Source organism: Bradyrhizobium sp. CCGUVB1N3 (genome assembly GCF_024199925.1).
GTDB lineage: Bacteria > Pseudomonadota > Alphaproteobacteria > Rhizobiales > Xanthobacteraceae > Bradyrhizobium.
Map to the genome: position 1 here is coordinate 2,188,501 of NZ_JANADR010000001.1, position 14,456 is coordinate 2,202,956.

The 14,456-nt window shown below is 63.2% G+C and carries 13 protein-coding genes; 4 read left to right on the plus strand and 9 right to left on the minus strand.

Translation table 11 applies throughout. The features are described from left to right. The first annotated feature begins 152 nt into the window (after positions 1-152). Positions 153-1,397: a hypothetical protein gene (locus NLM33_RS10465; RefSeq protein WP_254095969.1), complete on the plus strand. Its 1,245-nt coding sequence runs from the start codon at positions 153-155 to the stop codon at positions 1,395-1,397. 6 nt (positions 1,398-1,403) lie between these two features. On the opposite strand, the gene NLM33_RS10470 is transcribed toward NLM33_RS10465, so the two are convergent. Further along, positions 1,404-2,138 (minus strand): NUDIX domain-containing protein, encoded by a 735-nt coding sequence (locus NLM33_RS10470; RefSeq protein WP_254095970.1) that lies wholly within the window; start codon positions 2,136-2,138, stop codon positions 1,404-1,406. Between the two features lie 93 nt (positions 2,139-2,231). On the opposite strand from NLM33_RS10470, the gene NLM33_RS10475 reads away from it, so the two are divergent. Both NLM33_RS10475 and NLM33_RS10480 read left to right on the plus strand, forming a co-directional pair. Continuing rightward, positions 2,232-3,278, plus strand: coding sequence for an SPFH domain-containing protein (locus NLM33_RS10475; RefSeq protein ID WP_254095971.1), 1,047 nt, complete (start codon positions 2,232-2,234; stop codon positions 3,276-3,278). Continuing rightward, complete coding sequence (locus tag NLM33_RS10480; protein ID WP_254095972.1) at positions 3,262-4,197, plus strand: sugar kinase; 936 nt, start codon at positions 3,262-3,264, stop codon at positions 4,195-4,197. The genes NLM33_RS10475 and NLM33_RS10480 overlap by 17 nt, the downstream gene beginning before the upstream one ends. Before the next feature lies 1 nt (position 4,198). Here the strand turns inward: NLM33_RS10480 and NLM33_RS10485 are convergent, their stop codons facing one another. The 8 genes from NLM33_RS10485 to NLM33_RS10520 all read right to left on the minus strand — a co-directional run bounded on the left by NLM33_RS10485 (position 4,199) and on the right by NLM33_RS10520 (position 13,818). Next, a complete protein-coding gene (locus NLM33_RS10485) occupies positions 4,199-5,026 on the minus strand; it encodes a 3-keto-5-aminohexanoate cleavage protein (protein ID WP_254095973.1) in 828 nt (275 codons plus the stop codon). 163 nt (positions 5,027-5,189) lie between these two features. Beyond that, positions 5,190-6,587: an MFS transporter gene (locus NLM33_RS10490; RefSeq protein ID WP_254095974.1), complete on the minus strand. Its 1,398-nt coding sequence runs from the start codon at positions 6,585-6,587 to the stop codon at positions 5,190-5,192. 414 nt (positions 6,588-7,001) lie between these two features. Then, positions 7,002-7,463 carry a hypothetical protein gene (locus NLM33_RS10495; RefSeq protein WP_254095975.1) on the minus strand — a complete coding sequence of 154 codons (462 nt, stop codon included), beginning with the start codon at positions 7,461-7,463 and terminating at the stop codon, positions 7,002-7,004. Next, the gene (locus tag NLM33_RS10500; protein ID WP_254095976.1) at positions 7,447-8,361 is read right to left on the minus strand and encodes a DUF2950 domain-containing protein; all 915 of its coding nucleotides are present in this window, start codon (positions 8,359-8,361) and stop codon (positions 7,447-7,449) included. The genes NLM33_RS10495 and NLM33_RS10500 overlap by 17 nt, the downstream gene beginning before the upstream one ends. Beyond that, positions 8,358-10,043, minus strand: a complete 1,686-nt coding sequence (locus NLM33_RS10505) for a DUF3300 domain-containing protein (protein ID WP_254095977.1) — start codon at positions 10,041-10,043, stop codon at positions 8,358-8,360. Before NLM33_RS10505 ends, NLM33_RS10500 begins: the two co-directional genes overlap by 4 nt. Before the next feature lie 131 nt (positions 10,044-10,174). Further along, positions 10,175-12,067 (minus strand): HAMP domain-containing sensor histidine kinase, encoded by a 1,893-nt coding sequence (locus NLM33_RS10510; protein WP_254095978.1) that lies wholly within the window; start codon positions 12,065-12,067, stop codon positions 10,175-10,177. Positions 12,068-12,158: 91 nt separating this feature from the next. Continuing rightward, positions 12,159-13,391, minus strand: a complete 1,233-nt coding sequence (locus tag NLM33_RS10515; RefSeq protein WP_254095979.1) for an HlyD family secretion protein — start codon at positions 13,389-13,391, stop codon at positions 12,159-12,161. Further along, a complete protein-coding gene (locus NLM33_RS10520; RefSeq protein WP_254105723.1) occupies positions 13,384-13,818 on the minus strand; it encodes a hypothetical protein in 435 nt (144 codons plus the stop codon). Before NLM33_RS10520 ends, NLM33_RS10515 begins: the two co-directional genes overlap by 8 nt. A 181-nt stretch (positions 13,819-13,999) precedes the next feature. Between NLM33_RS10520 and NLM33_RS10525 the strand changes: the two genes are divergently transcribed. Continuing rightward, entirely contained in the window at positions 14,000-14,455 is a 456-nt protein-coding gene (locus NLM33_RS10525) for a hypothetical protein (protein WP_254095980.1), read from the plus strand. Position 14,456 lies beyond the last annotated feature (1 nt).

Here is a 14,456-nt window from a genome sequence, read left to right on the forward strand (position 1 = left end):
TTCCGGATACACTATCTCCGACCCGCGCTGCACTGCGAACGCGGCATGACACTCCCCGCCACAATGGCGTTGACATGGCGACAACGGCCAATGAGCGCGATTTGACAGTCCCGCGCGTCGCGGGCAACTCTTGCTCGTTTCGAGAATCAGTGATGTCTCACGCCGAGTACGCTCCCAAACAGCTCCCAGTCCTCACGAGACTGGCGATAGCGCTGCGCCGCATACCGGCAGTTGAATTTGCCTTCGCGAAATTCAAATCGCTGCTGCGTGGTCGAACGAACGACGAATCAGCTGTCGTCAGCGAGTTTCAGGCACCGGCCGCGGACGCCGCGAAGGACGATGTTGCGCGCGGCGCGGCCGAGGCGGAAACGGTTGAACCCGACACCGTGCAGGCGGGGCCCGACGGAACCGAGACCGCTGCGGCCGAACTGGTCGCTACCGACACAGTCGAAGCCGAGGAAATCGAGGCTCCTGCGACTGAGGCTCCTGCGACTGATGTCGCGGAGACCGCAACCGCGGAGACTGGCGCTGCCGAGATCGATGCAGATGAGCCGGTCACAACAAGCGTATGCGATAATGTCTCCCCTGCAATGGCGTCAGACGATTTCCCCCGGCGCGAGATTGAGACCGTTGAAGGCGATGATCTCCCCGTTGAGGTCGAGATAGCTGAAATCGAATCTGCCCAGACGCCTCTTGTCGCAATCGAAAGCGCCGAGGCCGACTCGGCTGAGGCCGAGACAATCGAACCCGTCGCGCTCAGCACCGAAGACGTTACAGCTCATGTCGCACCATCAGAGGACTCATCCGAGGCTGTTGTTGCCGAGACCGATGTTCTCCCGCTCGATTCCGCCGAGGCTGACATTGTCGGGGTCGAGGCAATTGAGACAGCGCCTTTTGAGATCAAGACCGAGAGCGAGGCCGCTCAGCCCGATGTGATTGAGCCCGAGGCAGTCGAGGCTGCCCCCTCTCTCGTCGAAACCTTCGAGCGAGGTGCGGCTGATCCCGATGCCGCGAAAACTGTCGCAGCCATCTCTGTCGAGACCGACGTGGTTCAACTCGACCTGGTCGACACCGATTCCGTCGAAGCGGCCCCCGTCGAGGCGGTCATCGCCAAAGCCGATATCGTCGCCTCAGCCGCCGTCACGAAATCCGACGATCTCTGTGATCGCGAGACGCTTATTCGCCGGCGCTGGAAGGAGACCGGAATCAGGATGTGGCGTGGCACCGGGCAGTCCGTGCTGTGCATTCAAGGCCGCATCGCCCTGATGCCGCCGAAGCCCGGCGAGACGATGCCGGGCTACGACAGGCTAGAGTTCAGGCTGATCAACGGCCTCATCATCTGCGAAGGGTTCGTCGTCGATCCACCAGAGCCGCCGCGAACTAGCCAGTTCACGTAAGGTCGCTCATTCCGGCGGATTGAACGTGCGGACGAAATACACCGGCTCCCTGCCCTTCTTCAGGCGATAGAGCTGCGCCGGCCGGTTCGGGCCGCGACGCATCTTGGCGATCGGCTCGATCATGTCGGCTGAGAGGATCCGCGTGCGGAAGGCGCTCTTTTCCAAGGGACGGTCGAGCACGATCTCGTAGACCCGCTGAAGATCGGGCAGCGTGAATTCCGCCGACATCAGGTAGGCCGGCAGCGAGGTGTATTCGACCTTGTTGCGCAGGCGCTCGACGGCAGCAGTGAGTATCTCGCCGTGGTCGAAGGCGAGCTTCGGCTTGATCTTGCCCGCGACGATCGGAAACCATTGCGCGTCGGGTGCGAGCGCGGCCCGGCCCGCCACCTCCGGCATCAGCGCGAAATAGGCGTGCGTCGTCGACCAGCCGCGCGGGTCGCGTCCAGCGCTGCCCCAGCTTCCGAGTTGCTCGAGATAGGGGCTGGTCACGCCGGTCTTCTCCTTGAGCTTGCGCACCGCGCACGCTTCGAGATCGCGGTCCTTGGCGACATCGACGAAGCCGCCCGGCAGCGCGAAGGCCAGCGGGAACGGCTCGCCCGCGCCGGCCGGCCGCTGCACCAGGAGAACGTGAAGGCCCTCGTTCCGAATCGCAAAGATCACCACGTCGACCGTGGCCAGCGGCCGCGGGAAATCCAATTGCCCTGACTTTTCAGTGCGTTGTGCCTGATCTTTCGGCGCCATTGCGGCCTCCTCGACTTGTCGCTTGACAGTAACCGACTTAGTTGTACAGTGCAACTTACTTAGTTGTTCAGAACAACTTATTAGGAGAAAGCAATGTTCGGCGTCAGGTTCATCAAGGCCCAGCCCACCACCTATCTCATGAAGTACCGTGCCGGCGCCGTGGTTGCCGAGGGCGCGGGACTATCCGCGTTCTACTACGCGCCGGCCACCTCGCTCGTCGCCGTCCCCATCGGCAGCCGCGACGCCTCCTTCATCTTCCAGCAGATCGCACGCGACTTTCAGACCCTCACCGTTCAGGGCCACGTCACCTATCGCGTCAGCGAGCCGAAGAAGGCGGCCTCGATGCTCGACTTCACGCTGAAGTCCGACGGCAAGACCTATGAGAGCGACGACCCGGAGAAGCTGCCGCAGCGCATTCTCGGCACCGTCGAGGTATTGGCCCAGCAAGCGGTGAAGGAGCTGACCTTGAGGGAAGCCCTGCAGGCTTCGGACCGCATCGCCGACATCATTGCGACCGGCTTGCGGGCTCGCGCCGACGTCGCTTCCCTCGGCCTCGAAATCCTCGGCGTCTCCATCCGCGGCATCAAGCCGACGCCAGACACCGCCAAGGCGCTGGAGGCGGAAGCGCGCGAGGCGATCCTGAAGAACGCGGACGAAGCGATCTTCGCCCGCCGCAACTTTGCGGTCGAGCAGGAGCGCGCCATTCGCGAGAGCGAGCTCGACACCGAGATCGCGGTCGAGCAGAAGAAGCGCTCGATCCGCGAGACCCAGATGGACGCGGAGGCGAGTGTCGCCGCCAAGAAGAACGAGCTGCGCCAGGCCGGCATGGTCGCGGACATCGCGCTCGAGGGCAAGCGCAAGGATTTTGTCGGCCTCAACGCCGAGAACACCCGCACGCTCGCGGATGCCGAGGCCTATCGCGTCGGCGCGCTGATGAAGATTTTCGAGGGCGTCGACACCCGCGTGATCCAGGCGCTTGCCTCTGCCGGCATGCAGCCGGGCCAGCTCATCGCGCAGGCCTTCACCGGCATTGCCGAGAAGGCCGAGAAGATCGGACAGCTCAACGTCTCGCCGGACTTGCTCAGCCAGTTGATGGAAAAGCCCAAGATGACGGAGGCCGCCAGTGCCCGCCGGCAATGACCGCAAGATCGTGCTGGTGACGCGCAAGACCAGGCTGGAGGACCTGGTCGCGCGTTACCTGACCGCGGCGCAGGCGCGCTTCTATGTCGAGCATCTCGGCGCCGACTTCTCCGACTATGAGCGCGAGCACGAGGTCTATCGCGCGCAGCAGCACCTCGCTTTGCAAGTGCTGGAGCAATGGGGCCGCTACCAGGTGATCGAGCGCAGCTTCCTGCCGAACTTCATCTTCGCGCCCTCCGACATCGTGGTCGCGCTCGGCCAGGACGGCGTCGTCGCCAACACCATGAAGTATCTCGACGGCCATCCGCTGATCGGGCTCAACCCGGACCCGGCGCGCCACGACGGCATCCTCCTGCCCTTCGCGCCGCGCGACCTCGCCAAGCTCCTGCCGGAGGTCGCTACTGAGAAGCGCGACAGCCAGGCGGTGACGATGGCAGAGGCGCGGCTCTCCGATGGTCAGGTGCTCCATGCCGTGAACGATCTCTTCGTCGGCGCCCGCACGCACACCTCCGCGATCTACGAGATTGCGACCGGCGAGACGAAGGAGCGGCAATCCTCGAGCGGGCTGATCGTCTCGACGGGGCTCGGCTCGACCGCCTGGTTCAAGAGCATCGTCACCGGCTCGCTTGCGATCGCAGGGCGATTCGGCCAGCCTTCTGAACCGGCGGCTTACGACGCCCTGCCCTGGGACGCGCAGGAGCTGCGTTTCGCGGTGCGCGAGCCCTTTCCCAGCCGCAACTCGCAAGTGGGTCTCGTCTGCGGCCGCCTCGCCTCCTCAGAGCAACTGCACATCCGTTCGCTGATGCCGGAAAACGGCGTCATCTTCAGCGACGGCATCGAAGCCGATCGCCTCGAATTCAACGCCGGCGCCGAAGTCGCGATCGGAATCGCGGCGCGGCGGGGACGGTTGATCGTGTGATCTACCTCGCGATCCTGAGCGCTGCTCTTGCCTCCGCTGGCGTGGCGACGCGTCGGCCGTGGCGCGTCACCGCCTCACAGGCGAGGGTCACGAGCTCCGCGTTGCTTTTGGCCAGACGGTTTTTGTCAACCCTGATGTTATCCTCGAGCCCGGTGCGGACGGCATCGGCGCTCCGCGACAGCGCCCAACCCATGACCTCGGCTTGATGGCGCCCGATCCCGGCCGCGGTCCACGTCGCTTTCGGCATCAGCCGCTTGAGTTCCGCCAGAAGAATGTCGAGCACATGCTCGTCTGCCGGCATTGCGTTCTTGACGCCCATGACGAACTGCACGTGAGGATGCTCGTCGATCAGTCCCGCCTCGATCAGGCGGCGCGCGCCATGCAGGTGCGACAGATCGAATATCTCGATTTCGGGGCGGATGCCGCCCGCCTTCATGCCGGTGGCGAGATGCTCGACCAGGGCAGCGCTGTTCTCATAGACGATCGTCGGAAAGTTCACCGATCCGGTCGAGAGCGACGCCATCTCGGGCTTCAGATAGAGCGCCGACCCGCGCGCCGACGGATCGCGGCCGCGCCCTCCGGTCGAGAACTGAATGATCATCCCCGGACAATGCCTCTTGATGCCCTCCTGCACCTCTGCAAAACGCTGGGGATCGGAGGACGGCGTTTCGTCGTCGTTTCGAACGTGAATATGCGCAAGCGTCGCGCCGGCCTCGAAGGCCGCGTGCGTCGACTCGATCTGCTCGGCCGGCACGATCGGCACCGCGGGATTGTCCTTCTTGCGCGGAACGGAACCGGTGATCGCGACAGCAACAACAACGGGATTCATCTCTCAACTCCTTGGGTGCCGACATCACACGTCATGCGATTGCCGAAAACTCTGCCGCTGCGGGCCGGCTTGGCCGCAGCGGCAGTTCTTTCCTTCATTTATAGGACGGCGGCAACATCCGAGATCATGCCGCAGCTACGTTGACCTCCGTCTCCCGCGGCCGTCAGGTCAGTGCCGCGGCAGTCCCGCCTGTCGTCTCCGCACGCCTCCGCTCATAGTCTGCCCTTGGCATCGGCACGGCATCGGGATTGCCGAGATCGTCGAGGCTGATCCGGTATGTCTCCCTGGCAGTCACCGCTGCGAGGGCGGCAATCACCGTGATGCCGAAGGCGATGGCTCCCACCGTGAGCGGGATGTTGGCCGATCCGGGAGGCGCCACGGTCGCAAACAAAGCGGGAAGCAGCGCGGTGATGGTCGTGCCTATGTTTTGCGAGATCGCCATCGCCGAAACCCGGGTGCGCGTCGGAAACAGCTCGGGATAGAAGCTGGGGAAGATCGCGTTGTAGCCCTGATAGACCACACCCCACATCAGGAGCGACAACAGGATCGCCAAGGGCACATTCTTGATGCTGATTGCATAGAGATAGCCGAAGGCGAGCAGGCCGGAGCAGAGTGCGCCGACGATGATCGGAGGCTTGCGGCCGACCTTGTCGGAAAGGTTGCCGACGAAGGGAATGACGAACACCGCCAGCATGTTTCCGAGGACCGGAATCCAGAGGTAGACGTCCTTCGCAAAACCGATTCCGTAGGCGGACTGGACGGCGTAGGCTGCGCCGAAAATGGTCGTGACCACCGGAATGACATTCATCAGCGCCATGCAGATGACCCTGAGCATGTCCTTCCAGTTCAGCTTGATGGCCTGAATGATCGGAGCCCGCGGGGTTTCTCCGCGCTCATCTTCCCTGGCGAAGGCAGGTGTCTCGTCAACCTCACGGCGGATGATGTAGCCGGCGACGATGACGAAGAAGCTGAGCAGGAAGGGTATCCGCCACCCCCAGCTGTTGAAGGCCTCGGTGGGCATGTAGGCCGCGAGCGGCAGAAAGACCGCCGCCGCAAGGATCTGTCCGGCCTGCACGCCCTGGAGCGTGAAGCTCGCATAGAATCCGCGCCGCCCGAATGGCGCGTGCTCAAGGATCATCGAGCTTGCGCCGGAGATCTCGCCGGCAACGGCAAAACCCTGCACGAGACGCAAGGTGACGAGCAGGATCGGCGCCCAGATGCCGACCTGCTGGTATGTCGGCAGGATACCGACGGCCATCGTCGAGACGCCCATCAGGAACATGCAGATGATGAGAACCGTTTTCCGGCCATGGGTATCGCCCCAGTGCCCGAGAACGAAGGCACCGATCGGCCGGGCCACATATCCGACACCGTACGTTGCCAGCGATGCGACGATGGCAACCGTGGGATTCTCTGACGGGAAGAAGATCTGCGGGAAGATCAGCGACGCTGCGGTCGCGTAGATAAAGAAATCATAATATTCAAGCGCCGATCCAATCCAGCCGCTCGCGGCAGCCTTCTTGGACTGACCCATGTCGTGGATCGCTCGAGCCGTGGTCATGTGCAAGTTTCCTCCGACCTGTTTGCTGGCGTCCCGTGAGCGGGCTTCATGGATATGTTGGGCAGCAATGTCCGATCGCGCGGCGGGCTTTCCGCTTGCGTTTATCGACTGCCGGGACGTGTCTGGTTCGCTGCAACAATAGGCTTTCGGCGGGCTAACACAATTACCCAGTTATGCGATAAACCTAACATCATGTTATTCGTGGCCGAGGCGCGGTCCTGGCGGCGAACACGCAACAGCGGCCGGTGTGATCGACGTCGATCACGCGCTCGCAATCGGCGCGGATGGACAGCTTGCGCCCAAGTACGATCCGGAAAGATGTGCGGCGGTGTATCGCCAGCAGATTCTCCGTCAATTTGGAGGCCTGCTTCGCCCGCTCAATGGAATCCGGATGGGTGAGTCTTCAGGCCGGACTCATTTCATGGAGATCGTGATCGCGCTGAGGTTGGCGGCGACTTCCATGCCTGCCTTCGGCCCTTGCAGCACGATCGTTACGCCCCTCTCGTTGCGCAAATGGACACCGTTGACGCCGCCGACCAGGGCGAAGCCGCCGCCGACCGAGCTATAAGTGCCGGTGAAATCACTGACCTCGCGGATGCCCGAGGCCCAGCCATCCAGGCGGCTGATCGTGGCGCCTGCCGTGATGCCAAGGCTCAGGCCTGACACGCTGAACGGATAGTTGCGGCCACGCCAGGTCAGCACGCCGCTGCCGGCGCCGCCGCCGACCAAGAGGCCCGCTTTCACGATCTTGACGCTAACGTGGCCGGCGGCCTGTGCGAACGACGGCGTCACCGGAACAACGAAGGCAAGCAATGCCATCGCCGCCAGGCAGCCCAGAAAAAAGCGCCGCGCTACTCTCTTATTGTTTTGCGGCATCGACCTTCTTCCAGGTCTGGTCCGGATTGAACAAGATCATGCGGCTCGCAATGCTATCGGTGCGAGGACCGAGATCCTTCTGGTAGACCGTCCCGCCGTGATTGACCACGAAGGTCATCACGCCGGAATTGCCGTACTCGGCGGGATAGGCGACCAGCGCATAACCGCCGATCATCTTGCCCTTGACGACGTAGTCGAGGGTGCCGCCCGGCGCGTTAGGCCCCTGTCCCTTGAGGATCCTGAAATAGTAGCCGTGATAGGGCGCGCCCTGCCCTTCCATCTTGTAACCCTCGCGCGAGGCTTCCGCAGCGAATTCGCCGAGCGGGCTTGGGTCACTATCGTCGCGCCAGAACAGCCCATCCTTCTTGCCGGGCGTCGAGACGATGCGCTGCGCATAGACGCCGACGCCTTCGCCGCGGTCTTTCTCGGCATAGTCATTCTGGGCATCGACATAGGCGAGCGCAGCCTGGATCGCATCGAGCTCATTGCGGCCGATGCGGCGATAGAGCACCTCGATCCGCCCCTGATCCACGTCGAATTCCCAGCCCGTCTCGGAGTTGACCAAAGGAATCGGGAACGGAAAATCGTCCTGGCCGAGCACCAGCGTGGCCTTCTTGTTTCCCTCCGCCTTGATCGCATGCTTGGCATCGTACATCGACGTGAAGCGTCGACGAATGTCGGCGTCGGCAACCTCGTCACCGGAGGAGACAATGTCGTCGGCGTTCCTGCCGAGCACTTTCAGGATATCGCCCGGCCCGCTCTTCACAGCCGCGGCGAGCGCTGCGGCTGCATCCTCCGGAGTCGGATACGATTGCTGCGCTTGCGATGGCAAGCTGAACAACGCGAGCGCCATGACGGCCGGCAAGGCCGCGCGTTGAAGCGACTTCAGACCGATCATGGCATCACCTCCGCAGGGATTTTTGCACCGCCGGCGAGCCAATCGCTGTACGTGCGGAATTTCAGTCCGAGCTTTTCGTAGTAGACGCGCAGATACCCGTCGCTGCCGCGGGTCACCGCGTCAGGCATCACGCGCTCGACCTCCTGCGCCATGACGCCGACATAGGCCTTGTGGCTGCCGATATAGCTGAAGCGGTAGTAGCCGAGGCCATTGGCGAGATGACCGAGCAGGATGATGTCGTGCTTCAACGCGATATCCGAACGCCGGCCACCGCCGCCGCCGCGCCCGCCTCCACCAAAGCCACCTCCTCCACCGCCGCGCATTGCCATTCCGCCACCACCGCCGCGCCCGGCGAAGCTCGCGCCACCGCCGCCACGGGGCATGCTCGCCATGCTCGAGCGGCCACGTGCTGAAGCTGCGGCAGCCGCCCGGCCGGACGAGACGTTCATGGCGCCGCCGCGATTGCCACCGCCGCCGCGGTTCGCGGTGCCGGCACCGCCGCGATTGGCCGCCTTGGCGCGGTCGCCACCGCCCTTCGCGCCAGCTCGATCGCCGCCACCTTTGGCACGGTCGCCGCCGCCCTTGGCGCGATCGCCAGCGCCGGCGCGATCTCCGCCACGATTACCTGCACGATCTCCTGCTCGATCGCCTGCGCGGTCCCCTGCACGATCTCCCGCGCGATCTCCTGCACGATCTCCGGCGCCTGGCCGATCCTGTCCGGGCTTCAGGACCTGCTGGCCATCGCGGCCGCGAAAATCCATCCGGTCTGCCGCGCCGGCCTTGATGTTGGTGTTGCCGAAGCGCTGCTGCACGTTCACGTTGTTGTAGCGCACGCCCTGGCGATGCGCCGGATTGTGCTGCCAGCCGCTTGCGATGTTCGTCGTCCGGCGATTGACGTAGACGTTGCGGTTGCCCCAATTGCAGCCACCGCCCCAGTAGTTGCCCCAACGCCCGATCGCCCAGGCCGTGCCGAAAGCGAGACCTGCCGCCACCACGCCTGCGCCGATATAGGACGGGTAGCCGAAGTAGTATGGCGGATACTCCGCATAAGGCCAGCTTCCGTAGACCGTGGCGGGATCGTAGTACGGGACGTACATCGTCTCGGGATCGGCCTGCTGGATGACCACCACCTGCTTGTCGTCCTGCGTTTGCACACTGACCTTCTGCTGCTTGGTCGTGACCAGCTTCTTGTTGTCATAGGCCTTGTTGCGCAGGCGCTGGATCGCATCCATCACGTCCGGCTGCTGTGCGAGGAAGGCGTCGCCGAGGTTCTTGGTCCATTCGAGCTTGTCGCTCATCATGGTCAGGACATCGGCCGTGCTGGCGAGCGCCTTGATGCTGTCGTCCCAGGATTGCTTCTCGACCTCTGCCTTCAACGCATCGCCCTTCAGGTTCTTGCGCTCCTTCAGCCAGCGATCGGCCTGCACGACCTCCAGCGGATAGGTCGAGGCAGCCAGCACGTTGGCGAGCAGCTCGTCCGGATAGAGCGCGATCGGCGCGACCAGCGCCTCGAGCTGCTCCGGCTTCAACAGCTCCGCGGCCGGCTGTGCTTGACTTGCTGGCGGCGCCTGGCTTGCCGGCGGTGCCGACGTACTCGGGGCGGCCGGGGTCTGCGCCGATGCGGCGACGGGCATCGCGATCATCAGCGCAAGCGCGATCAGGGTCTTGCCGCAACGAAACATTGCACGCTCTCCCTTGGCATTTCGGCAGGGAGCATCGGGCCGGGACGAATGCGTTCTTTGATGAAGATCAAAGAAAGCGGATGCCGGATTTGTTGCGGCGCGACAATTCTCTGCGGCTGAACCGTTTCGGCCTAGCGCGTGAGCGGCAGTTTGATCGTAAGCAGCGCGCCACCCGACAGCCTGTTCTCCGCGATGATCTGTCCGCGATGGGCCTCGATGATGGTCCTGGCGATGGCGAGCCCCATGCCCATGCCTTGCGGCTTGGTGGTGAAGAACGGATTGAAGACGTTCTTGAGATCGCCGGCGGCTATGCCGGGTCCGCTGTCGCCGATCCTGATTTCTGCGAAGGAGCCTGACAGCGCCGTCGTAACAGTCACCTCCCGTACCTTCGCCTCCGCCTCGGAGATCGCGTCGATCGCATTGATGATCAGGTTGAGAATGACCTGCTGAAGCTGGACCGGATCGCCCCTGACGCGCACCACGCTGGCGGCGGGTGTGAACTTCAAAGCGATCTTGTGCCGGTCGGTCACGGCGGTCAGAAATCCGATCGCCTCACCGACGGTTTCATTCAGATCGATATCGGCGATCTCGAACGGCGTCTTCTTCAGGACGCTGCGCAGCCTGCGGATCACCTCGCTCGCACGCTGATCGTCGCGCCTGATGTCGGCAAGGATCTCCCTGATCTCGTCGAGATTGGGGGACGCCCCCTTCAGCATGAGCTCGGCCGTCTCGGCGTTGGTGAGGATCGAGCCGAGCGGCTGATTCAATTCGTGCGCGATCGACGTCGTCAGCTCGCCGGCCGCCGCGTAGCGATTGACATGCGCGAGCTCCGCCAGGCGCTGCCGGGATTCGACCTCCGCGACGCGGCGCCGCCACCGCTCATGAAGCAGGCCGCTGATCAGGCCAGTCTGCAACAGGATCACCGCTGCGATCAGCGCCATCTGCCAGCGGTAGACCTCCCAGACGCTCGGCTCGCGAAACAGGACCTCACTGCCGGGAGGCAGATTGCTTTCGCTGATGCCCCAGCGCTGCATCTCACGCCAGTTATATCGCGGTGGCGCAAATTGGAGCGTTTCGATCTTGATGTTGCCCGGCTTCTCGCCACCGAGGATACGGATAGCAACGTCGACGGTCTTCCGGCTGGTTGCAGCCGTTGAATGCATGGGGCCGCCGACGGTCTGGCCATCGAAGAAGGCATCCTGATAGGAAAAGATCGGCGCGTTGGCGACAGTCCGCAATCGGCGCAAGGCGACGTCGCCTTCATGCGTGACACCTGCACCGTCGACCGACATCAGGCCCCAGAACAAGACCGTATGCGGCGCAAGCGATGACGCGCGCTTGAGGATGTCCTGGAACGAAAGCCCCGAATACCAATCAAACGACACCCTGTTTTCGAACGGCTTCGCATCCTTCTTGATCTCCTCAAGCCAGAACTTCTCAACGGGAGAGGCCCCCAGCACGACGGCGATCGTCTGCGTGGCGGGCAGGACATGAAGGATGCTGGCAAAAATTGCCTGGAAGTCGTTATGAATCGAGATGACCGTGTCGTTGTCGGTCAGTCCCGTGCGATCGACCAGGCGCTGCTCGACTGCGGTCAGGACCATCGGTGTGTCGGGGAAAAGCTGCTTGCGATATTTCTGGGCGAATCTCGCCGCAGGCGCCCCGACGCTGACGACGATATCGGGCGGGCAGCTCTCATAGAGCGAGCGCAGATAATCGACGAAGGGTTCTTCCGGACCGGGATTGTTGAACCGCGCCGTCAGCAGCGTGTGCTCCTGAATGTCCAGCGGCCACGGCGCTTGGCGCTCGAGATCGGCCTTGATGGCCCGCGCGAATTCACTCCACGGACGAAATTCCCGTCCGAAAGAATGAAGCAGCAGCACCCGCTTGGGCTGGCCCTGATCGGCAGCGCTCGCCGGCCCGAGCCCGGTAAGGGCCAAGACCAATACGCACAGACAGAGCCGTGCGGCCGCAGCCGGCCAGCCTCGTCTGACCACAGCAATGATCGGGATGCGCCCGCTCATCCTCTTCCTCAGCAGCTTCGATCGGCTGCACCTTGAGCCTATGTTACCGCAAAACGGGTAACGGCCAACAGCCTCGCCCAAAGCTCCCGCTTCAGTGCCCGCTCAACACCAGCGTCTTGATCGGCATCAAGAGCGCCTGGATGCGGAGCAGCAGCGCGTGCACGAGGCCGACCCCGTCGACCACGTGCAGCGCGATGGCGCGGCCGGTGCTGGTATGCTCGGCGGAAATCTCCTCGTGATTGCTGGTGTAGGCGTTGACGATGCAGCTACTCCCGGGCGTTACGCCTTCGAGCCCGCCCTTGTAGAGCGGCTCCAGGAAGACGAGGATCGTGCCGGGCTTTGCGGCGTTTTGCGCTTCGAGCAGTTGCTCGCCGGCACGGAACTGTCCTGCAGCAATGTAGTCCTGCACCGTCGTGACCACCATCGGGATAATGACCCATGGCCTGGATATGCAGGTCGCTTCCGCCACCATGCCTTCCTTCATCACCCCCGCCTCGATCTGGCCGAAGCCGGCCTGAAGGACCTTCCTGCCGGCGCCCTCCGGAATGAGCACGCCCGCCGGCCGCATCAGCTGGTTGACGACATCACCTACGCGGATCAGGAACTGCTCGACCCGGCCGTCAACGCCGGCGCGGACGATGGTCTTGTCGAGATCGACCTGGGCCTGGTCGAGAGCAGCCTGGGCGCTCGCCTTCTGGGCCGGCAGAAGCGTCGACACCTGCAAGGCGGCCGATTCCTTCACGGCGGTCGCCGCATCGATGCCGGCCTGCCGTTGATCGACCAACACCTGGAGCTTTTCGATGTCCCGCTGCGGCACGATACCGGGGTTGCGGCGCTGCAATTCGGACTTGGTGTCGAGCTCGTCCTTGGCCTGCTGCCAATTGGCCTTGGCTTCCTGGATCTGGGCTTCGGCCTTGACGACATCCGACTGCGCCGAGATCATTGCCGCATCGACCTCGGCGACCTTCCGCCTGGAGGTCTCATAGGCGGCCTGTTGCTTGGAACTGTCCAGCGTGAACAGCACGTCGCCCTTCTTCACCTCCTGGCTGAAGCCGACCTTGACCTCTGCAACCCGCCCCGAGCCTTCGGGCAGGATCGGCACGGTCCGGAAATAGAGCGTCGCCGAGTCGGTCGCTGGGTGGAAATAGAAGATCATGGTAATCAGCGACACCGTGAGCATCAGGCAACCCGTGATGCCCCATCGCAGCTCATACCAGACAGAGAAAAATGTGATCTCCTTGCCGAAGCGCTTGCCCTGGACATAGCGGCGGTAGAGATAGTCCGGCACGATGGTGAGGAGCGAGCAGAACATAAGCTCAAACATGGCTGTGCTCCTTCTCCTTCGCGACACTGGACTTGTCTGCCGGTGGCGGGCTGACCGCATCGCCGGTTTGTGAGCTTGCTGTGGCCTCGCCGGCTCCTCCCGGCGACGCATCGGCGATCTTCTCGACGGAATCGGCGATGCTGCGCAACGGCGTGCCGAAGTCGGGGATGTCGATCAACGCGAGCAACAGGCCGGCCACCCAAAAGATATGCATATGCGTGAACAGCGAGATCAGGCCGAGCACCGCGACAAATTCGAATTGCAGCTTCTGCGATTTGTGCGCCATCCGCTCGGGCAGGCTGTGCAGCTTCCAATACAGCGTGCCGACCCAGAGTAGGGTGCCAATCAGGAATATCCCCATCACCACCATCAGCGGGTCCACCCCGCTTCCAGGCGCGAGATAGAACGGCAGATGGTGCGGAGCCATCGGATGAAGCTGGTCGTTCAATGGTCTCTCCCCAATCCGGAACGGAGTTGCACATCGCGTTGCGATCACTCTGACTACCCCAGTGTGGATTTTGCTTGATTTGAATCAAGGGAAGGCTAGCCGCCGGGCCTAGCTTTCCGCGAACACCGAACTGCCAACGCCCAATCAGGAGCCGTCAGCCATGCCCGGCCTCGATGATCTTATTCCCAATGCCACGCAGATCCGGAAAGAAGCAGCCCTCAAGGAAGCCCAGAAGGCAGAAGAATATGCCCGCCTTGCCGCCGCCGCCGAGGCTGAAAAGCACGCCTTGATCGAGCGGCTGACCAAACCGTCCGGCAAGACCGAGGAGGAGAAGATCAAGCTCGCCTCGACTATCATCCAGCGTGCAGTGCGAAACGGCCTGACCGAGGTCCAGGTCTATCGCTTCCCCAACACGCTGTGCACCGACAAGGGCCGCGCCATCAACCAGCAGGAAAAGGGCTGGGAGAACACGCTGACCGGCATCCCCAAGGAAATCTTCCAGCTCTGGACCGACCACCTTAAACCGCGCGGCTATCGCATCGCCTACCAGATCATCGATTTTCCGGGCGGTGTCCCCGGCGATATCGGCGTCACCATCTCCTGGGGAGACGATTGAC